The organism is Bradyrhizobium sp. F1.4.3, from assembly GCF_040548375.1.
Lineage (GTDB): Bacteria > Pseudomonadota > Alphaproteobacteria > Rhizobiales > Xanthobacteraceae > Bradyrhizobium.
Genome location: NZ_JBEPRN010000010.1, coordinates 60,835 through 85,564 on the forward strand (window position 1 = coordinate 60,835; position 24,730 = coordinate 85,564).

Annotated in this window: 23 protein-coding genes; 15 read left to right on the forward strand and 8 right to left on the reverse strand. The window is 64.2% G+C overall.

Translation table 11 applies throughout. From position 1 onward, the window contains the following. Nucleotides 1-795 carry a protein-L-isoaspartate O-methyltransferase family protein gene (locus ABIB73_RS23980; RefSeq protein WP_354227973.1) on the forward strand — a complete coding sequence of 265 codons (795 nt, stop codon included), beginning with the start codon at nucleotides 1-3 and terminating at the stop codon, nucleotides 793-795. A gap of 95 nt (nucleotides 796-890) precedes the next feature. Beyond that, nucleotides 891-1,841, forward strand: coding sequence for a DUF6492 family protein (locus ABIB73_RS23985; protein WP_354227975.1), 951 nt, complete (start codon nucleotides 891-893; stop codon nucleotides 1,839-1,841). 3 nt (nucleotides 1,842-1,844) lie between these two features. On the opposite strand, the gene ABIB73_RS23990 is transcribed toward ABIB73_RS23985, so the two are convergent. After that, the gene (locus ABIB73_RS23990) at nucleotides 1,845-2,912 is read right to left on the reverse strand and encodes an endo-1,4-beta-xylanase (RefSeq protein WP_354227977.1); all 1,068 of its coding nucleotides are present in this window, start codon (nucleotides 2,910-2,912) and stop codon (nucleotides 1,845-1,847) included. Nucleotides 2,913-3,012: 100 nt separating this feature from the next. Continuing rightward, the gene (locus tag ABIB73_RS23995; protein ID WP_354227979.1) at nucleotides 3,013-4,104 is read right to left on the reverse strand and encodes a glycosyltransferase family 1 protein; all 1,092 of its coding nucleotides are present in this window, start codon (nucleotides 4,102-4,104) and stop codon (nucleotides 3,013-3,015) included. 262 nt (nucleotides 4,105-4,366) lie between these two features. Between ABIB73_RS23995 and ABIB73_RS24000 the strand changes: the two genes are divergently transcribed. The 8 genes from ABIB73_RS24000 (at nucleotide 4,367) to ABIB73_RS24035 (ending at nucleotide 13,831) form a co-directional block, all read left to right on the forward strand. After that, nucleotides 4,367-5,803, forward strand: coding sequence for a lipopolysaccharide biosynthesis protein (locus tag ABIB73_RS24000; protein WP_354227981.1), 1,437 nt, complete (start codon nucleotides 4,367-4,369; stop codon nucleotides 5,801-5,803). 283 nt (nucleotides 5,804-6,086) lie between these two features. Next, nucleotides 6,087-7,319 carry a branched-chain amino acid ABC transporter substrate-binding protein gene (locus ABIB73_RS24005; RefSeq protein ID WP_354227983.1) on the forward strand — a complete coding sequence of 411 codons (1,233 nt, stop codon included), beginning with the start codon at nucleotides 6,087-6,089 and terminating at the stop codon, nucleotides 7,317-7,319. 124 nt (nucleotides 7,320-7,443) lie between these two features. Next, a complete protein-coding gene (locus ABIB73_RS24010; protein ID WP_354227984.1) occupies nucleotides 7,444-8,391 on the forward strand; it encodes a branched-chain amino acid ABC transporter permease in 948 nt (315 codons plus the stop codon). Further along, nucleotides 8,388-9,680, forward strand: a complete 1,293-nt coding sequence (locus tag ABIB73_RS24015; RefSeq protein ID WP_354227986.1) for a branched-chain amino acid ABC transporter permease — start codon at nucleotides 8,388-8,390, stop codon at nucleotides 9,678-9,680. The genes ABIB73_RS24010 and ABIB73_RS24015 overlap by 4 nt, the downstream gene beginning before the upstream one ends. After that, nucleotides 9,677-10,426, forward strand: a complete 750-nt coding sequence (locus tag ABIB73_RS24020; protein WP_354227988.1) for an ABC transporter ATP-binding protein — start codon at nucleotides 9,677-9,679, stop codon at nucleotides 10,424-10,426. The genes ABIB73_RS24015 and ABIB73_RS24020 overlap by 4 nt, the downstream gene beginning before the upstream one ends. Further along, the gene (locus ABIB73_RS24025) at nucleotides 10,426-11,121 is read left to right on the forward strand and encodes an ABC transporter ATP-binding protein (RefSeq protein ID WP_354227990.1); all 696 of its coding nucleotides are present in this window, start codon (nucleotides 10,426-10,428) and stop codon (nucleotides 11,119-11,121) included. The genes ABIB73_RS24020 and ABIB73_RS24025 overlap by 1 nt, the downstream gene beginning before the upstream one ends. 212 nt (nucleotides 11,122-11,333) lie before the next feature. Next, nucleotides 11,334-12,554 carry an ABC transporter substrate-binding protein gene (locus tag ABIB73_RS24030; protein WP_354227992.1) on the forward strand — a complete coding sequence of 407 codons (1,221 nt, stop codon included), beginning with the start codon at nucleotides 11,334-11,336 and terminating at the stop codon, nucleotides 12,552-12,554. Between the two features lie 83 nt (nucleotides 12,555-12,637). Next, nucleotides 12,638-13,831, forward strand: coding sequence for a CaiB/BaiF CoA transferase family protein (locus ABIB73_RS24035; protein ID WP_354227994.1), 1,194 nt, complete (start codon nucleotides 12,638-12,640; stop codon nucleotides 13,829-13,831). Between the two features lie 24 nt (nucleotides 13,832-13,855). On the opposite strand, the gene pstS is transcribed toward ABIB73_RS24035, so the two are convergent. Continuing rightward, nucleotides 13,856-14,908: a phosphate ABC transporter substrate-binding protein PstS gene (gene pstS / locus ABIB73_RS24040; RefSeq protein ID WP_354227996.1), complete on the reverse strand. Its 1,053-nt coding sequence runs from the start codon at nucleotides 14,906-14,908 to the stop codon at nucleotides 13,856-13,858. Between the two features lie 58 nt (nucleotides 14,909-14,966). Here pstS and ABIB73_RS24045 point away from each other — a divergent pair, with 58 nt between their 5' ends. Both ABIB73_RS24045 and ABIB73_RS24050 read left to right on the forward strand, forming a co-directional pair. After that, nucleotides 14,967-15,134, forward strand: a complete 168-nt coding sequence (locus ABIB73_RS24045; RefSeq protein WP_354227998.1) for a hypothetical protein — start codon at nucleotides 14,967-14,969, stop codon at nucleotides 15,132-15,134. Nucleotides 15,135-15,414: 280 nt separating this feature from the next. Next, nucleotides 15,415-16,977, forward strand: coding sequence for a L,D-transpeptidase (locus ABIB73_RS24050; protein ID WP_354227999.1), 1,563 nt, complete (start codon nucleotides 15,415-15,417; stop codon nucleotides 16,975-16,977). 28 nt (nucleotides 16,978-17,005) lie between these two features. Here ABIB73_RS24050 and ABIB73_RS24055 read toward each other — a convergent pair whose 3' ends face one another. The 5 genes from ABIB73_RS24055 to ABIB73_RS24075 all read right to left on the reverse strand — a co-directional run bounded on the left by ABIB73_RS24055 (nucleotide 17,006) and on the right by ABIB73_RS24075 (nucleotide 20,505). Next, entirely contained in the window at nucleotides 17,006-17,818 is an 813-nt protein-coding gene (locus ABIB73_RS24055) for a class I SAM-dependent methyltransferase (protein ID WP_354228000.1), read from the reverse strand. A 132-nt stretch (nucleotides 17,819-17,950) separates the two neighbouring features. Continuing rightward, entirely contained in the window at nucleotides 17,951-18,469 is a 519-nt protein-coding gene (locus tag ABIB73_RS24060; protein ID WP_354228001.1) for a DoxX family protein, read from the reverse strand. Beyond that, on the reverse strand, nucleotides 18,469-19,248 hold the full coding sequence (locus tag ABIB73_RS24065; RefSeq protein WP_354228002.1) for an HvfC/BufC N-terminal domain-containing protein: 780 nt from the start codon (nucleotides 19,246-19,248) through the stop codon (nucleotides 18,469-18,471). The genes ABIB73_RS24060 and ABIB73_RS24065 overlap by 1 nt, the downstream gene beginning before the upstream one ends. After that, entirely contained in the window at nucleotides 19,238-20,152 is a 915-nt protein-coding gene (gene bufB / locus ABIB73_RS24070) for an MNIO family bufferin maturase (RefSeq protein ID WP_354228003.1), read from the reverse strand. The genes ABIB73_RS24065 and bufB overlap by 11 nt, the downstream gene beginning before the upstream one ends. Before the next feature lie 47 nt (nucleotides 20,153-20,199). After that, nucleotides 20,200-20,505: a BufA1 family periplasmic bufferin-type metallophore gene (locus tag ABIB73_RS24075; RefSeq protein ID WP_354228004.1), complete on the reverse strand. Its 306-nt coding sequence runs from the start codon at nucleotides 20,503-20,505 to the stop codon at nucleotides 20,200-20,202. Nucleotides 20,506-20,726: 221 nt separating this feature from the next. On the opposite strand from ABIB73_RS24075, the gene ABIB73_RS24080 reads away from it, so the two are divergent. The 3 genes from ABIB73_RS24080 (at nucleotide 20,727) to ABIB73_RS24090 (ending at nucleotide 24,723) form a co-directional block, all read left to right on the forward strand. Beyond that, nucleotides 20,727-22,817: an adenylate/guanylate cyclase domain-containing protein gene (locus ABIB73_RS24080; protein WP_354228005.1), complete on the forward strand. Its 2,091-nt coding sequence runs from the start codon at nucleotides 20,727-20,729 to the stop codon at nucleotides 22,815-22,817. 188 nt (nucleotides 22,818-23,005) lie between these two features. Next, complete coding sequence (locus ABIB73_RS24085; protein ID WP_354228006.1) at nucleotides 23,006-23,848, forward strand: shikimate dehydrogenase; 843 nt, start codon at nucleotides 23,006-23,008, stop codon at nucleotides 23,846-23,848. Nucleotides 23,849-23,874: 26 nt separating this feature from the next. After that, on the forward strand, nucleotides 23,875-24,723 hold the full coding sequence (locus ABIB73_RS24090) for an amidohydrolase family protein (RefSeq protein ID WP_354228007.1): 849 nt from the start codon (nucleotides 23,875-23,877) through the stop codon (nucleotides 24,721-24,723). Nucleotides 24,724-24,730 lie beyond the last annotated feature (7 nt).

Sequence of the window (24,730 nt, forward strand, 5' to 3'; positions counted from 1 at the left end):
ATGAGCGATCTTGCCGCGGCGCGTGCGCGCTATGTCGAGTTGATCGCGAAGCGGGAGCGGATTTCCTCGCCGCGCCTGCTCGCCGCGCTGGCCGCCGTTCCGCGCGAGGATTTTCTGGCGAAGGGGCCCTGGCGCATCAGGAGCGAGGCGGCGCGCAGCTACCGGCTGACGCCCGACGCCGATCCCGTGCATCTTTATGACAATGTGCTGGTGGCCATCGACGCGCGCCGCAAGCTCGACACCGGACTGCCGAGCCTGTGGGTGCATTTCATCGACACGCTCGACGTCAAGCCGAAGCAGCGCGTGGTTCAGGTCGGCTGCGGGCTCGGCTATTTCTCGGCGATCCTGTCGAAGATCATGGGCCCAAAGGGCAGCGTGCGCGCAATCGAGTGCGACGAGCGGCTCGCGGCGCGCGCTGCGAATTACCTTCGCGCCTATCGCAATGTCGAGGTCATCAACGGTGACGGATGCGAGGAGATCGGCGAGCCGGCCGATGTGATCATCGTGCATGCCGGCTTCTCGCAGCCGCATCCGCTCTGGCTTCAGTCGCTCCGTCCGCGCGGACGTCTTCTCGTGCCTATGACTCAACGGGACCGCGAAGGCGCCGTCATCAAGATCACGCGCAAGGGCAAGGGATTCGAGGCCGAGGCGGTGCAGCAGATCCGGATATTTCCCGGCCAGGGCCGCGGTACGACCGCCCTCGACGACCGCGTCGCCGACTGGTGGGAACGGGCGTCGTCGCTGGCGCCGCTGCGCTTTCGCGGCATCGAGCAGGGGCTGCCTTCAGACGGATAAGCCTTTGTTTCGCTTTACCTTGATTCGGATTGTGAGTTCCCAGCCCCTCCCGGCGCAGGTATGAATGCGGCTCCATGGCCATTTGAGCACGCTTTATGCATTCCGTTGCACTGCTGACTGCCAGCTATGCCAAGGATATCGAACGCTTTTCGCTGCTCAGCGAGAGCATCGACACTTGGTTGACGGGATATTCGCGGCATTATGTCCTCGTTAACGACGAGGACGTGCCGCTGTTCGAGCGGTTCGGTTCCGACAAGCGTGTCATCGTTCCGGCCTCGCGTTACTTGCCGAAATGGCTCTGGGCGCTGCCGCCGGCGCTTCAGTTCATCAGCAATCGCCGGGTCTGGCTGTCGCTGCTGTCGTCGCCGGTGCATGGCTGGCACATCCAGCAGATCCTGAAGATCTCCGGCGTCCTCAATGCGCCGGAGCAGCGCGTTTGCATCATGGACTCGGACAATCTGTTCTTCCGCGAGTTCGACATCGGCCAATATGCCGGCGCCGAGAAGACGCCGTTGTTCGTCACCCCGAAGGCCATCAGCGCCGACGCGCCGCTGCATGGCCTGTGGCTGCGCACGGTCGACCAACTGCTTGGCATCAAGGACCGGTCCTTCCCTGCGGACGACTATGTCGGCAATGCGCTGGTTTGGGACAAGGACGCCGCGCGCGCGATGACCGACGCGATCAAGTCGGCGACGGGCGTGAACTGGGTTCTTGCGCTGTGCCGGAAGAAGAAGTTTTCCGAATACCTGCTCTACGGCCACTTCGTCGCCAATGCGCCAAAACATCTGGCGGCACATCGGGTGACCGAAGACAGCATTGCCGTCTCGCACTGGGAGGACACTCGTCTCGACCGTCCCGCGATCGAAGCGCTGATGCGCGCTGCTTCGCCGGAGCAGGTCGCGCTCTGCATCCAGTCCTATTCGTCGACCTCGATCGACGACATTCGCGATGTCTTCCGGTTGAACTCGCGCGACCGGCGTGGTCCGAGCCTGTCTCCCGATTACATCGGCGATGCGGCTGCGTTCGAGACCCCGAAGACGCGCTAGACCTCAAGCATCCTTCGTGAACTTGCTGATGACGTCCATGAACGGCTTGGGCTTGAACTCGCCGTCGAGCGGCAGGGGACGGTTCGACTGCTTGTCCTTGCGGGCAAAGGTGCCGTTGATCCAGCTGTAGCGGTCCGAGATGCCCCAGGTCAGGATCGAGCGCACCGGGCCGCTGGTCGAGATTGCCGTCAGCAAATCATCGACGCGCTTGGCGACGATGGCGTCGCGCTCGGCCGGATTGCCTGTCAGCTTCTGATCGTCGACGTCGAGCTCGGTGACGAACACCTCCAGGCCCCACGACCGTAGCTCGGTGACGAATTCGGCCAGCCCATGCGTGTCGATCTCGAGCTCGGCATGCAGATGTGACTGAAGCCCGACGGCGTGAAGCGGAACGCCCTGGTCGAGCAGGTCCATGATAAGATTGCGGTAGGCCGCTCGCTTGGAGATGAACGAATCCTTGGCCGACTCGATGTCGTATTCATTGATCGCGAGCTTCACGTAAGGATCGGCGGCCGCCGCCGTGCGGAAGGCCAGCGGAATCCAGCGGTCGCCCAGGTGCTGGGTCCAGAACGTGTCGCGGCGGTCAGTGACCTTCTTCGGGTTGTCCGGGATCGGCTCGTTGACGACATCCCATGACGTCAGCTTGTCCTTGTAATAGGACACGACGGTCGCGATGTGATCGACGTAAGCGCGCTCGACGCCCTTCGCATCCTTGATCTGCTTGGTCCAGTCCGGAATGTCATGGTACCAGGCGAGGGCGTGCCCGCGCATCGTCAAGTCGTTCTGCTGGGCGAAATCGAAGATCGCATCCGCGCGCTCGAAAGCAAAGGTGTGCGCGTCCGGCCGCAGCATCGGCCATTTCAGCTCGAGCACCGGCACGACCTGCGTGCAGTAAGTGCTGATGGCTTCGCCGAGCCGCGGATCGGCTTGCAAGTCCCAGAGCGTGGCGGCAGCGCCAAATCCCGGGCGACGTTGGGCAAGCTTCGACGCCGGCGCTGCGGATGCAGATGCGCCCGCCGCAAGCGTTGCGGCGCTGCCAAGGAGGAATTCGCGTCTGTCGAGCCTGATCACGTGGCGGCAGTCCTTTCGGAACCAACGCGCCATCGTACCAAGCGACGCCTTGCGACGCCGGTGTTTCCTCATGTTGGGTTAACTTTTGCGGACAGCTTTGTCAGCGGGTCTGACGCTGCATCACCCCTTCCGCGATGTCGTAATAGTGAAGCGCGCCCTTCTCGAGGGTCAGATTGTCCATCACATAGTCGCGAGGCGCGTAATCGCCGGCGCTGGCATGCGACCAGAAGTCGCTCCAGCCGGAGATGAAGCCGTTTGCGTCGGTGAAGGTCATGCCGCAGCGTGCGTCGAAATAGGGCACCGAGGAGACACCCCCCTCGTATCTCACCTTGTGCGGAAAATGCTCGGGGTCCCGCCATGGACCGCCGCGGTCCCAGGCGAACACGGGAACGCCGCTCGACAGCGCCTGCTGGCAGGCGATGCCCTGGCTTTCGTGCTCGCAGAGGAAGATCATGCTGCGACAGCGCGCCAGCGCCGCCTTGTAGTCGTCTTCCTTGTAGTGGCCGTAGCGGATCACTTCGACCGTGCGGCCGCTCGCTTCGAGATGCCTGCTGATCGGTTCGATCAGTTCCGCCTCGTAGCGGTCGTGGTCCCAGCGCACTTTGTCATAGAGCAGCACGTCGACGCTTTTCTGCGCGGCAGGCGCCGGCGTCCACAGGTCAGTCTCGATGCCGACCGGCCAGACCTCGACGTGCGGCCAGTACGGCCGGCACATCTCGGCGTACCAGGTGCAGGGCACCAGGACGCTCTTCGTTTGCAGGTCTTTCAGGCGCTCTGGCTCCTCCACCGGATGGTTGTACATGGCGACGCCGAGCAGCAGCGGGTTCTTCCATGCGAACCAGTCGAGCACGAAGGGACGGCCGATGATGCAGGCGAGCTCTTCCGGGTGCTTCCGGATGTAGCCGTAATCGTTCACGCGATAGCGGATACCCACCCTGTCGAGACCGGCGCGGAGATTGAGGAACACCCGCCGCTGGCCGCTGATCCACGACTTGCCAAGCAGCATGCGCCGCAGCAGCGGCCGGATGTGACGGTCGCCGGGAAACCAGCGGTCGTCCCGTTCCTCGAAGAACAGGTTGAGGACCATCCGCTCGCCGCTTCCGGTCGCGGAGGCGGCTGGAACCAGGGGAGCATCACTGCCGCCATGAGGCAGGGAGGCCGGGGTCGCCCGAGTACGTTCGGCAACGTCCATCTCGGTCACGTCCACGCATCAGAGAAAGCCGGGCGGCGTCTTGAAATCATGGTTTCTTTTCGGTGATCGCGCCGCCCGGTTCAAGGAAAGCGCAAATTTAACGCTAACGCGCGAAACCGGCGGACCAACCCCATTCGCGGTCCGATTTGCAGACTTATGTGACTATGTTGGGGGATGCTGCGGCGCAGTCCGATCGCCACGCCAAGGTCCAACTGACTAACGGCCACCTCGATCACAAGGCCGACCCCGGTCCCGTGCACGCATGCTGAATCGCCATTTCTCGATCTACCTCCTGGCCTACATCCTGCCTGCGGCGGTGGGCTTCTTCGCGGTCACCGCCTACACGCGGCTGCTGACCCCGGCGGAGTACGGCGTCTATGTGGTCGGCATCAGCGTCGCCGGCATCTTGGGCGCGATCTTCTTTGCCTGGATCAAGCTGTCGGTGTCGCGCTATCAGGCGATGTCGGCCGAGGTGGATTTCCGCGGCACGGCGATGGTCGCCTTTGCGCTCACCGCCGCCGTCCTCTGCGCCGCGACTCCACTGGTGTTCCTGTTCCGCAGTGACGTCAGTGTCGAGCTGCTGCTCGCCAGCATGTTCGTGGCGATCATGTCGAATGCGGTCGATGTCGGCCAGGAATTCGAGCGTGCCAAGCTGCGCCCCTATCGGTTCGCGGCGATTTCGATCGTGCGCAGCGTGTCGAGCGTGGGCTTTGGCCTGCTCGGCATCTGGCTCGGCTGGGGCGGCATGGGCTTGCTCGCGGCGTTCGGCATGGGCTCGCTCGCCGGCATCATTCTCAATCTGGTGGGCGACCGTACGAAGATCGCGCACTTTCAGCGCAGCCAGTTCATGCAGCTGGCGCGCTATGGCCTGCCGCTGACCCTGGCCGGGCTTTCGGTCGCGCTGTATTCGACCTGCGACCGCCTCATCGTCGCCGGGCTGCTCGGCAAGGACGCCGCCGGCATCTTCGGCGTCGCCGCCGATCTGCCGCGCCAGTTCATGGTCATGATCGCCTCGAGCGTCGCCGCGGCGACGGTCCCGCTGGTGTTCCGATCGCTGTCGGAGAAGAGCGCGGATGCGACCCGCGAACGCCTGACCGAGAGCTTCGAATTGTTGCTCGTTGTCGTGGCGCCAGTTGCGGTCTGGCTTGCGCTCGCGACGGACCAGGTCGCCGGTACGCTCGTTGGCGTCGACTTCCGCGCCGGCGTGTCGGCGTTGCTGCCGACGCTTGTGCTCGCCCGCTTCTTCGGCATCGCCAATCAATTCTACGTGCAGATCAGCTTCCAGCTCGCCGAGCGTCCCTTCATGCTGGCGGCGCAGTCATTCCTCACGCTGGTGGTGAGCGTGGCGCTGATGTTCGCGCTGGTCGCCGGCTATGGCCTCTACGGCGCGGCGCTGGCGACGCTTGCGACCGAGGCGATCGGCTTCGTCGTCGCCGTCGTCCTGATGCATCGCGCCCATCCCGTGCCGTTCGACGTCAACCGCCTCGCCGGTGTCGCGGCGTCTGCCGCCGCGATGGCGGGCGCGATCCTCGTTGCGCGGTCGGAAGTCAGCGGCACCGGTCCCGTCTCGCTCATCATCGTGAGCGTTGCGGGCGGCCTCGCTTACACCGGTGTGGCGTGGCTGCTCAACGTCGCGAATGTACGGACGCTGTCCTTGCGCTTCGTGCGAACGTTCAATCGCAAGGCGCTGGGCGTTTAGGGCGGGGCCGACAGGGCACGGTTTCGTCGCCCCTACGATCGTCGTCCAGTGCCAATGTGCGACGCGCGTGCGAATTCCCCCTTGCGTTCTATTTCGTATCGCGGAAAGTTGTGCGGAAGAGGTAGGCAGCCGCCTTCACATTTTGCCATAGCGGCGGCCGGAGCCATGTCCTGCCGAGCTTGTCAATCATAGTTCATTCTGCTCATTAAGGCCTGAAATTGCGCTGCAACATGCGCAAAATAGTCCATCGACTAAAGTCGAAATTCAGCGAGGAAACGAAATAATGCGCAAGCTAACTTTGGCCATTGCCGTGATCGCCCCGATGCTCGGTCATGCCGCGTCGGCCGAGGACACCCTCAAGATCGGCTATATCGATCCGCTCTCCGGCGGCGGAGCCAGCGTCGGCGAGGGTGGTTTAAAGACATTCCAGTATCTGGCCGACGAGCTCAACGCCAAGGGCGGCATCCTCGGCCACAAGGTCGAGATCGTTCCGCTCGACAACAAGACCAATCCGCAGGAGAGCCTGGTGCAGGCCCAGAAGGCGATCGACGCCGGGGTGCACTACATCACGCAAGGCAACGGCTCGTCCGTCGGCGCGGCGCTGTCGGATTTCGTCACCAAGAACAACACGCGCAATCCCGGAAAGGAAGTCCTGTACTTCAACTACGCCGCCGTCGATCCGAGCCTGACCAACGAGAAGTGCAGCTACTGGCATTTCCGCTGGGATGCGAGCTCCGACATCAAGATGGAAGCGCTGACCAGCTACATGAAGGACACCGCCTCGATCAAAAAGGTGTACCTGATCAACCAGGACTATTCGTTCGGCCAGTCGGTCCGTACCGACGCGCGCAAGATGCTTGGGGCCAAGCGGCCCGACATCCAGATCGTCGGCGACGAGCTGCATCCGCTGCTCAAGGTCACGGACTTCTCGCCCTACATCGCCAAGATCAAGGCGTCCGGCGCCGACAGCGTCGTCACCGGCAATTGGGGCCAGGACATCGCGCTGTTGCTCAAGGCTGCCGCGGATGCCGGGCTGAAGGTCAACTGGTATACCTACTACGCCGGCGGCGCCGGTGGCCCGACCGCGATCAAGCAGACCGGTCTCGATCATCAGGTCTTCCAGATCACCGAAGGCTTCGCGAACTCCGGCAACAAGGCTGCGATGGACTACGAGAAGGCGTTCCGCGCCAAGGTGAACCTGTCGCTCTGGTATCCGCGTGCGGTCAACGAGATGCGCATGTTCAAGGCGGCGGCCGAGAAGGCCAATTCGATCGACCCCGTGAAGGTCGCGGCGGCGCTCGAGGACCTGAAGTTCGAGGTTCTCGACGGCGGCAACGGTCTCATGCGCAAGGATGATCACCAGTTCTTCCAGCCGATCTACATCTCCTCTTTCGGCAAGCTCACCGAGAATGAGCCGTTCGACGAGGAGAGCACCGGTTGGGGCTGGCATCTGGTTTCGAAGATCGATACGCCGCAGGCCATGGTCTCCACGACCTGCAAGATGACGCGGCCGTAATCACGGGGTACGTCGTCTTTCCGCGAGCCGCCGTCGGTTGCGGGAAGACGACGGGCGGAATGCATTTGATCGGTTGAACGATGTTCGCCGGGGCCAATTGGCCCCGGATATCCATGAGTGCGCTGTGCTTGAACTCATTGTCATTTCGACCCTGAACGGCGTGCTGTTCGGCATGCTGCTCTTCCTGCTGTCGAGCGGGCTGACCGTCATCTTCAGCATGATGGGCGTGCTCAACTTCGCCCATGCCAGCTTCTACATGCTCGGCGCCTTCTTCGGCTTCCAGCTGACGAAGTGGATCGGGTTCTGGCCGGCGCTGGTGCTGGCACCGCTCTTGGTCGGCGCCATCGGCATGGCGGTGGAGCGCTACGGCCTGCGCAACACCCACAAGCACGGCCATGTCGCGGAACTATTGCTGACATTTGGCTTGGCTTTTGCGATCGAAGAGATCGTCTCGATGATCTGGGGCAAGAGCCCGCTCGACTATCGCGTGCCGGCGCTGCTCGATTTTCCGGCCTTCACCATCTTCTCGACCAACTACCCCGCCTACAAGATATTCATGCTGGCCGTGTCGGTCGTGATCTTCGTGGCGCTGCTGCTCGTGCTCAAGCGCACCCGCGTCGGTCTGATCGTCCAGGCGGCGTTGACCCATCCCCACATGGTCGGACATCTCGGCCACAATGTCGGCCGCGTGTTCATGGCGGTGTTCGGGGTCGGCAGCGCGCTGGCCGGCCTTGCCGGCGTCATTGCCGGTCCGGCCCTGGTGACGCAGTCCGACATGGCCGCATCGCTCGGACCGATCCTGTTTGTCGTCATCGTGTTTGGCGGGCTCGGGTCGCTGCCGGGCGCCTTCATCGCCTCGCTCGTCATCGGACTGGTTCAGACTTTCGCGGTGGCGCTCGATGGCTCGCTGGCGAGCGCCTTCGGCCCGCTCGACCCGTCGTCGGGCCCCTCCGTCCTCACCGACATCTGGAACGTCACGATCGCCCAGGTGGCGCCGATCGTGCCTTATCTTCTGCTGGTGATCATTCTGATCGTTCGCCCCATGGGCCTGATGGGGACGCGCGAGTCATGACCACGGCTATGAATTCGACATCGAAGGCCGCGGCAAAGCCTGCCGGCGAAAATCTGCGCTTCTATGGCGTCTGGCTGATCGGCATAGCCCTGCTGATCGTCCTGCCGCTGGTGTTCTCGTCGGGCGGCTCGCTGACGTCGTTCAGCCTGATCGGCATCGCGATCGTCTTCGCGCTGTCCTACAACATCCTGCTCGGACAGACTGGCCTGCTGTCGTTCGGCCACGCCGTCCACTATGGCCTTGGCGGCTTCGCGGCCTGTCACATGATGAATGCTGTGGTGTCGCGTGGCTGGCCGATCCCGCTCCCGTTCATTCCGCTGTTCGGGGGGCTCGGTGGTCTCGTCTTCGCGATGATCATCGGCTGGGTCATGACCAAACGCGCCGGCACGGTGTTCGCAATGATCTCGCTCGGCATCGGCGAGTTGGTGGCGTCCTCCTCGCTGATCCTGCGCTCGGTGTTCGGCGGCGAGGCCGGCATCACCACGGATCGCACCGCGTTGCCGAAGCTGCTCGGCTGGTCGTTCGGGCCGCAGCTTCAGGTCTATTATCTGATCGCGTTCTGGTTGGTGCTGTCGGCCATTGCGATGTACGCGCTGACCCGGACGCCGCTGGGACGGATCTGCAATGCGGTCCGCGACAATCCCGAACGCGTCCAGTTCATCGGCTATGATCCGCACGTCGTCCGCTATCTCGCCTTCTGCTTTGCCGGATTCTTCGCCGGCATCGCCGGCGGCCTCGCCGCGATCAATTTCGAGATCGCGAACTCCGCCTATCTCGGCGCGATCCAGTCCGGCCTCGTGCTGTTTTCGACCTTCATCGGCGGCACCGCCTATTTCTTCGGGCCAATCCTCGGCGCGATCCTGGTCACGTATCTCCAGCTCGGGCTGACCAACCTCACCACGGCATGGCAGCTCTATTTCGGCATCATCTTCATCGGGATCGTGATGTATGCGCCGGGCGGCATCGCCGGCCTGTTGATGATGCATCGGCCGCTGATCCGCGCCGGAACGCTGTGGACGGTGATCCCGTCCTATCTGGTCGCGATCGTGCCGACCGTGGCGCTCGCCTGCGGCGTGATCCTGACCATCGAAACGGTCGCACGCTATTCCGGCGGTGATCCCATCAACCTGTTCGGTATTCCTTTCAACGCCACGTCGCCGGCGACGTGGCTCACCGCAGCGGTTCTCGTTGTTGGCGGCTTCTTCGTGGCGCGATTGACCTGGCGGCGGATTGCGGAGGCATGGGACCGCGCTGCCACGGTGGCCCGTGACCGGGGGTATCTGGCATGACCGCAGCCATCGAAGTCCGCGCCGTCGAAAAGCGCTTTGGCAATGTCGGCATCATCCGCGACCTCAATCTCAGCGTCGCGAAAGGAGAGCGGCACGCCATCATCGGGCCGAACGGCGCCGGCAAGTCCACGACGTTCAACCTGATCAGCGGCCATATCAAGCCGACCTCGGGCGAGGTCCGGCTGAACGGTGATTTGATCTCCGGCCTCCAGCCTTTCGAGATCAACCGGCGCGGCCTGTCGCGCTCGTTCCAGGTCACCAATGTGTTCGCCCGCATGACGGTCTGGGAGAATGTCCGCTGTGCCGTGCTGTGGGCGACCGGTCATCGCTACGCGTTCTGGAAGAACGTCGATAGCCTCCCCGAGGTGCGCGAACGCACCGCCCAGATTCTGGATGACATCCATCTGACGCACCGGCGCGATGTTCCGGCGGGCCTTTTGACCTACGCCGAGCAGCGCGAGCTGGAAATCGGCATCACCATTGCCAGCGGTGCCACCGTCGTCATACTCGACGAGCCGACCGCCGGCATGAGCCACGCCGAGACCGAGCGCGCGGTGTCGCTGATCCGGCGATTGACCGAGGGCAAGACGCTGGTGATCGTCGAGCACGACATGAGCGTCGTGTTCGGTCTCGCCGACCGCATCTCCGTCCTGGTTTACGGGCACATCATCGCGTCGGGCACGCCGGAAGAGATCCGGCGTGATCCGAAGGTCAAGGAAGCCTATCTCGGCGAGGAAGCGCACTGATGCTCGAGGTCAGGAATCTCCACGCCTATTACGGCAAGAGCCACATCCTCCAGGGCGTCGATCTCGATGTCGCCGCAGGCGAGGTCGTGAGCCTGCTCGGTCGCAACGGCGTCGGCCGCTCCACCACAGTCAAGGCGATCATGGGCGAGGTTGCTCCGCAGGGCACGATCCGCTTCAAGGGCAAGGATATCGTCGGCCTGCCCAGCTACAAGATCGCACACCTCGGCCTCGGCTATGTGCCCGAGCATCGCGATATCTTTCCGAGCCTGACGGTTCGCCAGAATCTCCTGCTCGGCGTCAAGGACACGCGCCGTCCCGGCAAATGGCGGCTCCAGGACATGCTCGACATGTTCCCCAATCTCGCCGCGCGCGCCGATACGGCCGCGGGCGTGCTGTCCGGCGGCGAGAAGCAGATGCTGACCACCTGCCGCACGCTGATGGGCGATCCGGACCTGATCATGATCGACGAGCCGACCGAAGGGCTCGCGCCGCTGATCGTGCAGCAGGTTGGCGATCTCATCGCCCGCATCGCGCAAGCCGGCGTCGCAATTCTGCTCGTCGAGCAGAAGCTCTCGATCGCGATGCGGATATCGAAGCGCGTCTACATCATGGGACACGGTCGCGTCGTGTTCGAAGGCACGCCGGAGGAGCTCAAGGCGAACTCTGCTGTACGCCAGGAATGGCTCGAGGTCTGACGTCGCTGTCAGGCGACGGACAGGCAAAATAGAACGGCTGCGCGATGCGCATACGCATCTGAATTCTTAGCTACATCTCACGCCCCATAATCAAGGTATCGTCGCGATCGCTGGCATCGCCATCGATGCGGCCGACGATAACCAAGAACAGAAGTGGAGGACGTTGACGACGGCCTGTGGGCCCGCGTCGATGCGCTCTGCCAGGGAAGGAGATGCCGAGCATGCCGGGAAAACAATTTAGGTTCGTCCGTGGAGCTGCCGCTCTGTTGGCGGCCTTGGGCGCTGCTACGGCCGCGATCGCCGGAAACTACGATACCGGCGCGACCGACACGGCCATCAAGCTCGGCCAGACCATGCCCTATTCGGGCCCGGCCTCGGCCTATTCCGCGATCGGCCGCGCCGAAGCCGCCTACTTCAAGATGCTGAACGAGAAGGGCGGCATCAATGGCCGCAAGGTCGACCTCATCAGCATGGATGACGCCTATTCGCCGTCGAAGACAGTCGAGCAGGTGCGGCGTCTCGTCGAGAGCGACGAGGTGTTTGCGATGTTTTCGATGCTCGGCACCGCCCCGAACATCGCGGCGCAGAAATATCTGAACGTCAAGAAAGTTCCTCAGCTGTTCCCGTCGAGCGGCGCAAGCCGCTGGAACGATCCGAAGAAGTTTCCGTGGACCACCGGCTCGCAGCCGACCTACAAGACCGAAGGTCGCATCTACGCCAAGTGGATTCTGGCGAACAAGCCGGATGCCAAGATTGCCGTCATCACGCCGAATGAAGATGCGGGCAAGGATTATCTGGCGGGCTTCAAGGAAGGCCTCGGCGAGCACGTCGACCAGATCGTGTCCGAGGCCGTCTACGAGACGACCGATCCGACCGTCGACTCGCAGATCGTCAAGTTCAAGGCCGCCGGCGCCGACGTTCTGTTCAATGAATGCACGCCGAAATTTGCGGCGCAGGCAATCAAGAAAGCCGCCGAGCTCGGCTGGAAGCCGCAGATCATTCTTCCGGCCGTCTCCAACTCCGTCGGCTCGGTGCTGACCCCGGCCGGGCTCGACAATTCCGTCGGAATCGTCACCGGTGCCTTCCAGAAGGATCCCGGCGATCTGCGTTGGGCCGATGATCCCGGAATGAAGGCCTGGCGCGAGTGGATGAAGACGTATAATTCGGGCGCAGACTCGGCCGACATCTTCAACGTCACCGGCTACACCATGGCGCAGATGATGGAGATGGTGCTGCAACGCGCCGGCAATGACCTGACGCGCGCGAATTTGATGAAACAGGCGCAGTCATTCAAGGATGTCGAGCTGCCGATGCTGCTGCCGGGCATCAAGCTGAACACCTCCGCCGAACAGGTCACGCCGATCCGCCAATTGCAGATGGCTCGGTTCAACGGCAAGTCCTGGGAGCTGTTCGGCGACGTGCTCGGCGAATAACATACACAAGCGGGCAGGGCGCCAGTCCCGCCCGCTTGGGCTGCCCCACCGCGATCGCCTCTCCCTCCAGCCACAGTGACGACATGACGACACCGACCGGCCCCCTCAGCGGCATCCGCGTTCTCGATCTGACGAGCGTGCTGTTCGGTCCCTATGCCGCGCAAATGCTCGGCGATTGGGGCGCCGATGTCATCAAGATCGAGCCGCCGACGGGTGACACCTGGCGATATGCCGGGTTGTTCCGCAACCGCGGCATGAGCGGGCAGTTCATGGCGGTCAATCGCAACAAGCGCAGCCTCGCGCTCGATCTGAAGCATCCGGATGGCAAGGCGGCGCTTGCTCGCCTGATCCCGACGGTCGATGCGCTCGTCACCAATGTGCGGCCGGCTGCGATGGCGCGGCTCGGCTTCGGCTACGAGGCCTGCGCAAAGCTCAATCCGCGGCTGATCTATGCGGCGGCGACCGGCTTCGGCCAGGACGGGCCATGGGCGGCGCGCCCTGCCTTTGACGAGATCATCCAGGCCGCCTCGGGCCTGGCATCCTCGATCGGATCGGACGATGAGCCGGAATTCATCCCGAGCCTGGTCGGTGACAAGATCTGCGCGATCGCCATGGTCGGCGCGGTGTCCGCCGCCCTGTTCCGGCGCGAGCGCACGGGCGAGGGCCAGATGGTCGAAGTGCCGATGCTGGAAACCATCGCCGGCTTCAACAGCATCGAGATGCTGGGAGGGCATGCGTTCGATCCGCCGATCGGCCCAACCGGGTACAAGCGGATGAAGAACCGGCGCCCGGTGCGCACGAAGGACGGCTGGCTGACGATGCTGCCTTACTCCGGCGATAATTGGTGCGCCTTCTTCGAGGCCGTCGGGCGTCCCGAGCTGATCGAGGAGCTCGGCGTTCGCGATCCCGTGCTGCGCTCACAGAACATCGACAGGATCTACGACCGCATGAGCGAGATCGGGCCGACCCGCACCACGGCGGAGTGGGAGGAACTGCTGCTGCGGCTGGACGTGCCACACACGGCCTTCGCGCGGCTCACCGAGATCGCCGATCAGCCGCATCTCGCCGCGGTCGGATTGTTTGCCGATCTTGATCACCCCACGGAGGGACGGATCCGGCAGGCGCGCCCCGCGACGAAATTCTCCGAAAGTCCACCTGGCATCCATCGCATGCCGCCGCGCCTCGGCGAGCATTCGCGCGAGGTGCTGCGCGAAGCGGGCCTGAACGATGCCGAAATCGAGGCACTCGTTGCGAACAAGGCCGTTGGCGCGCCGTAGGGCGCGCCGCTCTGGTTCCGGGCGTCAGCGCTTGCCGATCGCCGACGCCGTCACGGTGGTCGCTTCAAAGCTCTGCTGCCAGTACTGCTCGACCTGCTGGATCAGGGCCGGCGGCAACGGAACGTAGTTGAGCGTTTCGGCCTGCGACTTTCCGTTGTCCAGCGACCATCGCACGAAGTCGATTGCCGCGGCCGATCTCTCCGGCGATTTCGGCTGTCTCGGCATCAACACGAACGTCGTGGCCGTGATCGGGTAGGCATCTTCGCCGGGCGCGTTGGTAAGGACGAGATGGAAATCCTTCTCTACCTTCCAGTCCGCGCTCGAGGCTGCTGCCTGGAACGACGCGGCGTCGGGGACGACGAAATTGCCGGCGCTGTTCTGCACCACGCCGAACGAGATCTTGTCGAGCCGTTGCAGCGCATAGGAATATTCCAGATACCCGATCGAGCCGGGAACGAGACCGACAAGCGAGGCGACGCCGTCATTGCCCCTTCCGCCAAGGCCGACCGGCCACTCGATCGCGGTGCCCTCGCCAACGCTTGTCTTCCATTGCGGGCTGACCTTGGAGAGATAGTTCGACCAGTTGAACGTCGTGCCGGAGCCGTCGATGCGATGAACGACGGTGATCGGCGCATTCGGCAGCTTCAAATCGGGATTGATCGCGCGAATGGCCGGATCGTTCCAGGATTTGAGCTTGCCGAGATAGATGCCCGCGAGCACCTCGCCGGTGAAGTGAATCTGGCCCGGCTTGACGCCGTCGATATTGACGACCGGGACGACGCCGCCAATCACGATCGGGAACTGGATCATGCCGATCTTCTCCAGCTCCTTTGGATCAAGCGGCATATCGGTCGCGCCGAAATCGACGGTGGCCTTCTTGATCAGGCCGACGCCGATGCTCGACCCCACCGCCTGATAGCTCACGGTGTTTCCGGTCTTCGCCTTGTAGGCGTCGATCCATTTCGCCATCACGGGCGAAACGAAGGTTGAGCCTGCACCGGTGGTCTCTGCAGCGAAGCTTTGCGTCGCGACAACCAGAGCGGTGAGGACGATCGGTAGCCTGAGATGTTTCATCATGCGTGCGAAACTAGCAGCACGCCCGGCAAGCCTGTGTGGCTTACGTCACAAAAATGTAATGGAAATCAAAGTCATCTGGTTTGGCCGCAGTGTGATGCGGGCCTGCCGCAACCGAACAAGCCTGCCCGATTCAAGAACCAACGTTGCGTGCGACGGCGATCAGGACGGCCGCGAGGACGGCAAGCGACACCGAGACGGCCAGGCCTTCCAGGTTGCCGTGGCCTGACGCAATTCTCTGTGATTCCAGTCACATCCTGTCCGCTCCACCTCTGACGGCGAACATGCTGCCGCAGCGCGCGCCCGCCAGTTCCGGGCCAGCTTCAGGCGCCAGTGTCTCTCTTGGGCCGCCCTTCCGCCCGCGCGGGCCGTCGTATATGAGAGATTTGTCGCCGGAACGGGCCGAATATCGCCTGATACGGAACGGATAGTGGCTGCGATTTCTTAATCCAAAGATCGCAATCTGACAGGTGATCGATGCAAGTACGGACAGGCAACCGGGGTATGGCATGAAAGACCGACTGACGACGGCGCAATCCAATGGAGCGATGCGGCGTTGGGGATCTCCCGGAATTGTGATGTTCGCGGCGGTGGCCGCGCTGACGGCGCTGACCCCTGCCAACGCGGCCAAGCAGGCGCGCCAACCCGCCGAGGCGGTGGCGCAGCGCGAAGCGGGCGAGCCGATCATGGCGATCGTGTCGATCAAGAGCCAGCAAGTCATCTTCTACGACGCCGAGGGCTGGATCCTGCGCGCGCCGGTCTCCACCGGAACCACGGGACGCGAAACGCCCGCCGGTGTCTTCGCGGTCGTCGAGAAGGACAAGGACCACCACTCGACCATGTATGACGATGCCTGGATGCCGAACATGCAGCGCATCACCTGGAACGGTATCGCGTTGCACGGCGGGCCGCTGCCCGGCTATGCGGCGTCGCACGGCTGCGTGCGCATGCCCTTCGGCTTCGCCGAGGGCCTGTTCGAGAAGACGAATATCGGAATGCGGGTGATCATCTCGCCGAACGACGCGGCGCCGGTCGATTTCTCTCATCCATCGCTGTTCATGCCGCAGAAGAACGCCATTGCGGCGGCCCCAGCGCGTGCCGACAAGCTCTCCGCCGAGGCCGAGGAGGCCGCGAGAGCTGCCGACGAGGCCAAGAAGGCCGCCGCAGCGGCAGCGAAAGAGGCCCAATCGCTCCCCGCCTCGCTGCGCAAGCTGGAACAGCAGAGGGCCCGCGCCGATGCCGAGCTCGCCTTCGCCGACAAGTCGCTCGCCGCCGCAAAAACCGATCAGGCCACGGCAAAGGCCGAGGAGCTGAAGCAGAAGGCCGCCACCAAGGCGGCGGACGCCGCAACCCAGCTCGATGCCGCCAAGGCTGCCGCACAGCCGAAGCGTGATGCCGTCGCCGCCACGAAGGACGCCGCCAAGGCCGCGGCGAGCAGGAAGGCCGATGCCGTGAAGGCGGCGACCGATGCCAAACTCGCGCTCGAGCCGGTCTCGGTCTACATCAGCCGCGCAACGCAGAAGCTTTACGTACGGCGCAACACCCACAAGCCGGCGCCGGACGGCGGCGGCGAGGTGTTCGACACGAGCATCGAGGTTCCCGTCGCGATCCGCAATCCCGACCAGCCGCTCGGCACGCATATCTTCACGGCGATGGCCAAGAATGATTCGGGGCTGCGCTGGAGCGTGGTCAGCATTGACGATGGCGACAACGCCAAGGACGCGCTCGACCGCATTACCATGCCGCAGGATGTGCTCGACCGCATCGCGCCGACCGCCTTGCCGCGGTCGTCGATCATCATCTCGGACGAGCCGTTGAGCAGCGAGACCAACTACCGCACCGAGTTCGTCGCGGTGCTGAGCAACCAGCCCCAGGGCGGCTTCATCACGCGGAAGCCGACCGCGCCTCCGATGGCGGTTGCGAGCGATGACAGCTGGGACAATGGCGGCAACGGCTTCGGCTTCTTCTTTCAGCAGCGCGATCCCAACCCGCAACCCGTCAATCCGCGCCGTCGCGGCGGCCAGTACCAGTACTATCAACCGGCACAGCCGATGCAGCGGAGCTTTTGGTAGGACGCGGCACGCCGCGTGCCTCCCGCAACTACCGACGAGCCGTGATCACCAGGGCCTGGATCTTGGCTTCGACCGGTCCGGAGCCGTGCCGCATGCGGATCGCCTCGGCGACAGCGTCGGTCGCAGCCTGGAGCTTGGTTGCATCCCTTATCTCGATCTCGGACCGCAGCGGCGTGCCCTGGCAGTAGGCGAACGCCACAAGGTCGGGGGTCGGCGCGCGGCTTAGCGCCGGCCGTATTTCGATCGAGACGTCGCCAAAACCTGCGCGTTCGAGATCGGCTCTGATGATTGCTTGGTCGAAGTAGCCGTGCGGGGTCCGGGCCATGAAACGGGGCGGATCATCGGGAAACAGCTTGCCGAGGGTCATCGTGACATCGTGTGCGAACACGTTCTCCTCGATGCGGTCCCAGACGTTGAACAGGAACGTGCCGTTCGGCTTCAGGACGCGCTTTGCCTCCGCATAGGCTTTGACGCGGTCCGGAAAGAACATGGCGCCGAATTGGCAGCAGACCACGTCGAACTCGGCATCGTCGAACGGCAAGGCCGATGCATCCGCCTGGCGCCAGGAAATGCGATGGTCCTCGCCCTGGCGCTGCGCTGCGATCGCAAGCATCGGCTCGTTGAGGTCGGTCGCAACGTAGCGAAAGCCCTGAGGCAGCGCGGCGGCTACGGCGCGCGTCACCGCGCCAGTACCCGCGGCCGTCTCGAGCAGCGCTGAGGGAGAGAGCGCCGCCACGCGCGTTGCGATATCGTCAGCGAAATCGGAGAATATCAGCGGGACGAAATAGGTGTCGTAGATCCCCGGGATCGAGCCGGTAAAGACCTTATCGGCATTCGACATGGTCGCCTCGCGGAACGTTCATGCGTGAAGCATACCACACAGCTGGCGGTATTTGCGTTTTAGCGCGCCAGCAATGACGTGAATCCGGTGAGTTCCTCCGAACAAGGGCGAGTGAGGCGGCCGAGCCGAAGCTCAGCGCGTCTCCGCGGTGAGACCAAGCGCCCAGCCGATCAGATGGTCGAGCGAGACGCGCCCCGGCCCGTAAGCCATGATGCCGAGGGCCATTGCTGCCCAGGTGATATGCACTGGCCAGCCGTCGGGCACGGTGAGCTCGACGATCACCGTCATGAGCAACAGTCCGAGGGCTGCGAACCGCGTGCCGAGACCCAGCACCAGCAGGATCGGGAACGTGATCTCGCCGCACCCTGACAGGAAGGCCATCACCGTCGGCGCCGGATAGTGATAGGGGCCACCCGGCAGATGTAGCATGAATTCGTCGGTGAACAACGTCACCGCGGTGTCGTTCAGCTTCAAGAAGCCGCCCCATTTGAGAATGCCGGAGCGCCAGAACGGCACCGCAAGGGCGACGCGCAGCACGAGCTGGACCATCGACGGCGATGCGATGGTCTGCACCAGATGATTGGCCTTCTCGATGAGCAACCCGAGTGTCGGCAGGCTGCCGCCTGCCGGGAGGCGTTGATCCGTGATCATCAAGCGTCTCCAAAGGCAATTGAGGTGAATGCGCCCGCCTCGATCAGGCCGGCGATGTTCGAGGCGATGTTGAAATCGGGCGACGCCTCCAGCGCTGACGCGGCGGCCTCGCCGAGCGGCCGGCCCGAGATCAGATTTGTCGCGAAGACCGCACCACCCGGCGGAAGGTGCCGGACGGTGACGTCGAAGTCAGCGCGTGTGATCAGCGCGTCTTCCGGTATCGACGCGTCGATGCGTCCGACGGGCGCTGTATCGCGGTTGGCGGCAAAGATCGTCACCGTCGAGAAACGCGATCGCACGATGCACGCCGCCGGGTGAGGGCTGAAAATGAGATCGCCCAGCCGGTCCGGCGCGACTGTGGAAAGCCGCGCCGGCGCGAGTGGCGCGGCGTCGCGCGCGTGATAGGCGTCGAGCCAGGCCCGTTCGATGCGGGCGACGTCGGCAAGCCAGGGCAGCGGCCGCGCATGTTCGTAGGCCTCGATGAAAGCCGGAAAGTCGCGGCCATAATCGAACAGCAGCGGCGAGGTCGGTGGCGTTTCGCGAACATGGAAGCGCGCCATGGCGCGAAAGAAATCGGGGCCGGTGACGCGCTGCACCGCCGGATAGATCGCGGCCATCGCGTCGATCAGGCTGACCGTGACGTTGTTGCGGTAGACATCGTACCGCTTGCCGGCGGCTTTGCCGTTCGGGCCGGTCACGATCAGAGGTGCAAGGCGCGTTGGATCCAGCAGCGCCGGCACGAAGGCCGCGGCAAAGGACAGGTCCTGCTCAGGCGGCATGGCGATCTCCCGTCAGCGTGGCTGGGCTACAGCGGTCGAGGATCGCCTGCGCGGCGGCAGCCTCGGCTTGCAGGATCGGCCAATCCGGGATCTTGCTGTCCCACTCGATCAGAGTCGGCACTGGACCGCAGCGCCGGATGACGATCTCGTAGAGCCTCCACACGGCGTCCGCGACCGGGCCGTCATGGCTATCGATCAGCAGCAGATCGCCGTCATCGTCGGCTTGCTCGGCGTGACCGGCGAGATGAATCTCCCCGACGCGCGACATTGGAAAGTCCGCCAGATACTCCAGCGCCGAAAAGCCGTGATTGGTCGCGGATACGAAGACATTGTTGATGTCGAGCAACAGGCCGCATCCTGTGCGCTCCGCAACACTGCGGATGAAGTCGGTCTCGCTGATCGTCGACTCCGCGAAGGCGAGATAGGTCGATGGGTTTTCCAGCAGGATCGTACGCCGAATTGCCTCCTGCATCTGGTCGATGTGATCGCAGACGTGGTGCAGCGTGGCGTCGGTGTAGGGCAGGGGCAACAGATCGTTGAAAAACCTGGTCTCATGCGTCGACCAGGCGAGATGCTCGGACACCAGCGCCGGCTGGTAGCGCGCGACCAGGCCGCGGAATCGGGCCAGGTGCGCCTTGTCGAGTGGCTGCGGTCCGCCGATCGACATGCAGACGCCATGCAGCGACAGCGGGTGATCGCGGCGGATCGCTTCCAGCGCACGATGCGGTGGCCCGCCCGCGCCCATGTAGTTCTCGGCGTGAACCTCGAAAAAGCCGCGTTGCCGGCCTGCGCTCAGGATTGCCTGGAGATGCTCAGGCTTGAAGCTCGTTCCGGCAACGCCGCCGATCGGGACGGAATAGCGGAGTGGCATCACGGACGCGTCGGGCTCGATTGCCGTCGTCATGGTTTCTCTCCGCTCTTCCCTGTTGTGGTGGTCGTGACGCGCCGGCGTTACACTGGCTTGAGCGAGCCCTTCTTGCCGTTCGGCAGATCGATGCTGGCGCAGGTGCCGCCCTGCACGAACTTCCACGCATTGCTCTGGAAGTCGGTGGTCGAGGTGCCCTGGCAGGTCGTGCCCGGTCCCGCCGCGCAATCGTTCTGCCCCTTCAGCGCGACGCCGAAGCATTTTTCCTTCTTGGCGGCGACGGCCGCATCGGCCTCGGCCTTGGTCAGCGGGGCGGCGGCGGCGAGCGTTGCGAGCGCAGTTGACATGGCGCCGGCGAGAACGAGCGTAGTGACAGCAAGTTTGGCAGACATCGGATTCTCCTTTTGAGATGGCATCGCTTGGTACGCGAAAAGCGCATTGTCCCATTCGCCTCGTCCGCGACCCGCGTTACCTTTGAGCCACTCACGAGTCCGTGAGCCCCTTGGGTGAGTGCACACAGGCCGTGCGCCCGGGCCTGCCAGACGTAACGAACGGCGGCGGGCCACGTAGAGCGATTCAGGAACCATGCTTGGGCCTCAAGGCGGAAACAGCGATGAACGTCGATCCTGGACGGCAGCTTCACGCGATCGCCAGGCTGACGGTCAGCATCCGCCTTGCCGTCTCGGCGCTGGTCCTGACTGCGATTTTGCTGACGGCTGCCCTGTCCAGCCTGTTGTGGTGGCGAACGGCGGAGGCGACCAGCCGGCAGCTCGCCTCGACCATCAACGAGCAAATCGTGGCGGCGGTGCGCAAGGAGGTCTTGGCCATCGTGGACGAGGCGCGCGCCGCACATACCGCGATCCGCACCCTGTTCCTCCAGAACGTGCTCGACACTCGCGAGGCCGACAAGCGCGAATTCGTGTTCCTGTCGCAATTGCAGTCGCAGGCGACGATCTCCTGGGTCGCCTTCGGCTGGCCCGATGGCTCCTTCTTCGCCGCGCACAAGCTCGGCGACCGCCGCCTGGAGATGATGGAGATATCGCTGACCGATCATCCCGGCCAGCGCCGCGTCGACGAATATGACGTGGTGCCAGGCGACATCGAATTCGCCAATCGCCGCTTCGAGCCGACAGAATTTCGCGTCGCCGACCGCACCTGGTTCAAGACCGGCCTGACAGCGGACGAGCCGCAATGGTTCAGGGTGTCGGACCATCCGATCGGCGAGCGGCCCTCGATTGCCTTTGCGGGTCCGATCGACGTCTACCAGGAGCGGCAAGGCGTCCTTGCGGTCATCATCGAATATACGAGGCTCGCGCGCTTCCTGTCGCAGCTCGAGGTCGGACGCACCGGTGCGGCCTTCATCCTCGGCGGCGATGGCGAAATCGTCGCTGCGCCGGACAAGGAGGCCGACGAGTTGCATCCCGCGCGGGGCGAGCAGAAGCTGCTGCCGCTGGCGCAAATGGCGCTGGCAAAGGCCGGCGACGCGGCGCGCAAGGAAGCATGGCGAGGCCGGCTCATCTCGAACAACGCGGCCTTCGAAGTCGCGCTCACGCCGCTGCCATTTCCGGGCTGGTCGCTTGCGACGGTGATCCCCGAGGCAGAGTTCCTCGGGCCGGTCGAGACGACGCTGCGACGCCTGATCCTCGGCCTTGCCATCGGCGCCGTGCTCGCGGCGTTGGCCTCGGCGGCGCTGGCGCGTTCTGTCATCGCCGCACCATTGTCGCGCGTCGTCGGCGAGCTCCGCCATGTCGAGGCGTTCGCGCTGGAGCAGGTCCGTCGCCATCCGTCGCGGCTCAAGGAGATCGCGAGCCTGTCGGGTGCCATCGCCGAGATGGCGGCCGGCCTGTCCGCGTTCCGCAAGTTCATCCCGGCCGATCTCGTCCGCGCGCTGCTGCGCCAGGGCGTCGAGGCCCGGCCCGGCGGCAGCATCCAGGAGCTTAGTGTGATGTTCATCGACATCGCCGGCTTCACCGGTCTATCCGAGCGGCTCGGCGATCGCGTGGTGCCGCTGTTGTCGCGCTATCTCGACATCGCTTCGGAGGTCGTCGTCGCCAATGGCGGCACCATCGACAAGTTCATCGGCGACGCCGTGATGGCGTTCTGGGGCGCGCCGCAGCCGCAGGAAGATCACGCGCTGCGCTGCTGTCGCGCAGCGCTCGGCTGCCGCAGGGCGATCGCAGCGTCGGGCCTCGCCGACGACCTCGGCCAGCCGCTCCAGATCCGGATCGGGGTCAATTCCGGCCGCATGCTGGTCGGCAATATCGGCTCCGAGCTGCGCCTGAATTACACCGTGATCGGCGACGCCGTGAACGTCGCAAGCCGCCTTGAGGGCGCCAACAAGTCTTATGGCACGCAGATCCTGATCGGCGAGGCGACCGAACGCCTGGCACGCGGCGCCGTCGTCACGCGCGAGATCGACAGCATCGCCGTGTACGGACGTGAGGAGGGGTTCCCGGTCTATGAATTGATCGGACTTGCCGAGGAGAGCGGCGGTGAGATGCCCGATTGGATCGGGCGCTACGAACAGGGCCTCGCCAACTATCGCGAACGCCGGTTTGCCGCAGCGCTCGCCGATTTCGAAGCCGTGTTGAACGAACGCGGCCATGATCGTCCGGCGGAACTCATGCGCGACCGCTGCCGGCAGTTCGCTGCGGCCGCGCCCGATGCGGCGTGGCGGCCGGTCGCGACGCTGACGACGAAGTAGCCGTGAGGCGAGGACCGGGCGGCCTGCGTGAATGTGCGCCACCGCGAGCGCGTCTTCCCGCCTCCTTCTTCCTTCATCATCCTGAGATTCAGATTGCACGCGATGGCCATTCCCTCTAATTGTCTTGGACAAGTGACCAAATAAAATGGTCACGCGCCGAAGAGCGCGGTTCGGGATGGAAGCGCAGCATGCCGCAGGTGGATGGATTTGGGTTGGCGGGTGTCATCGGAATGCCGGTCGCGCATTCGCGCTCGCCGGTCATTCATAATTTCTGGCTGAAGGCGCAGGGCATCCGCGGCACCTATGTGCCGCTCGCCGTCCCGCCTGAGCGGCTCGAGGATGCGCTTCGTGGACTGGTCGCGCTCGGGTTCCGCGGCTGCAACGTCACCATGCCGCACAAGCAGACGGCGATGCCGCTGCTCCATCGCGTCAACGAGACCGCAAAGCGCATCGGCGCCGTCAACACCATCGTCGTCGAAGCAGACGGCACGCTCTCCGGCTTCAACAATGACGGCAACGGCTTTGTGCAGAGCCTGCGCGATGCCAGGGCCGACTGGCGTGGCGATGCGGGGCCGATCCTGCTGTTGGGGGCGGGCGGCGCGTCGCGCGCAGTGGTCGTGGCGCTGCTCGAAAACGGCGCGCGCGAGATCCGCATCGCCAACCGCACGCCTGATAAGGCGCAGGCGCTGGCCAAGGACCTCGGCTCCGCCATCAGCACCGTCGCCTGGGATGATCGCAGTTCCGCGCTCGCCGACGTCGCGCTGCTCGTCAACTGCACCGATCGCGGCATGGTCGGCAAGGACGCGCTCGATATCGATCTGTCGCGCTTGATGGCCACCACGCTCACCGCCGATCTCATCTATACGCCGCTCGAAACACCGTTCCTGGCCGAGGCCCGCGCGCGCGGCTGCGTCACGGTGAACGGGCTCGGTCTGTTACTCAACCAGGCGCGGCTCGCCTTCAAGGCCTGGTTCGGTGTCATGCCGGACGTGACGCCCGAGCTGATCAAGGCCATCGAGGCAACGTTCTGAACCGCGCGCCGGGGAGTTTTTGCGCCATGACCTTGCCGGCGGGCTCCAAGATCGACTGCCACATCCACGTCATCGATCCCGTCCGCTTTCCGTATGGTGCCAATACGCCATACCGGCCGAGCGGGCAGGAGATCGCGCCCGCGGCGCAGCTCATCCGCGTGTTCGACGCATTTGATGTTCGCCACGCGCTCGTGGTCGCGACCAACACCGGCTACGGCAGCGACAGCCGCATTCTGCTCGACGCGCTGAAGCAGGGCGGTGGCCGCTTCAGGGGCGTCGCCGTCGTCGAGAACGAGGTCGACATCAAGGAGCTCGAACGGCTGAAGGCCGCCGGCGTGATCGGCGTTGCCTTCAACGTGCCGTTCCACGGCGCAGACTATTATCTCAAGACGGCGCCGCTGCTGGAGAAGCTGACGAGCCTCGGACTGTTCCTGCAAATCCAGGTCGAGAACGATCAGCTTATCCCGCTCTTGCCGCTCATCGAAAAATCACCCGTGCGTCTGGTGTTCGACCATTGCGGACGTCCGTCGATTGCGCAGGGATTGCAAGGCAAGGCCTTCCAGGCGCTCCTCGCGATCGGCCGCGAGCGTGACGCGCACGTCAAACTCTCCGGCTACTACAAATTCTCGCAGCAACCGCATGCTTACGAAGACGCCTGGCCGTTCATCGCGGCGCTGGTCGACGCCTTCACGCTCGACCGCTGCGTCTGGGGATCGGACTATCCGTTCCTGCGTGCGCCCGAAAGGCTCGACTACGGTCCGCTGCTCGCGGTGCTGACGCGGCTGTTTCCGGATCCCGACGACCAGCGTCGCTTGTTGTGGCGAACGCCGGCAAAATTGCTCGGCTTCGACGGTGCGGCGGATCAAACAGGATAATAACAGA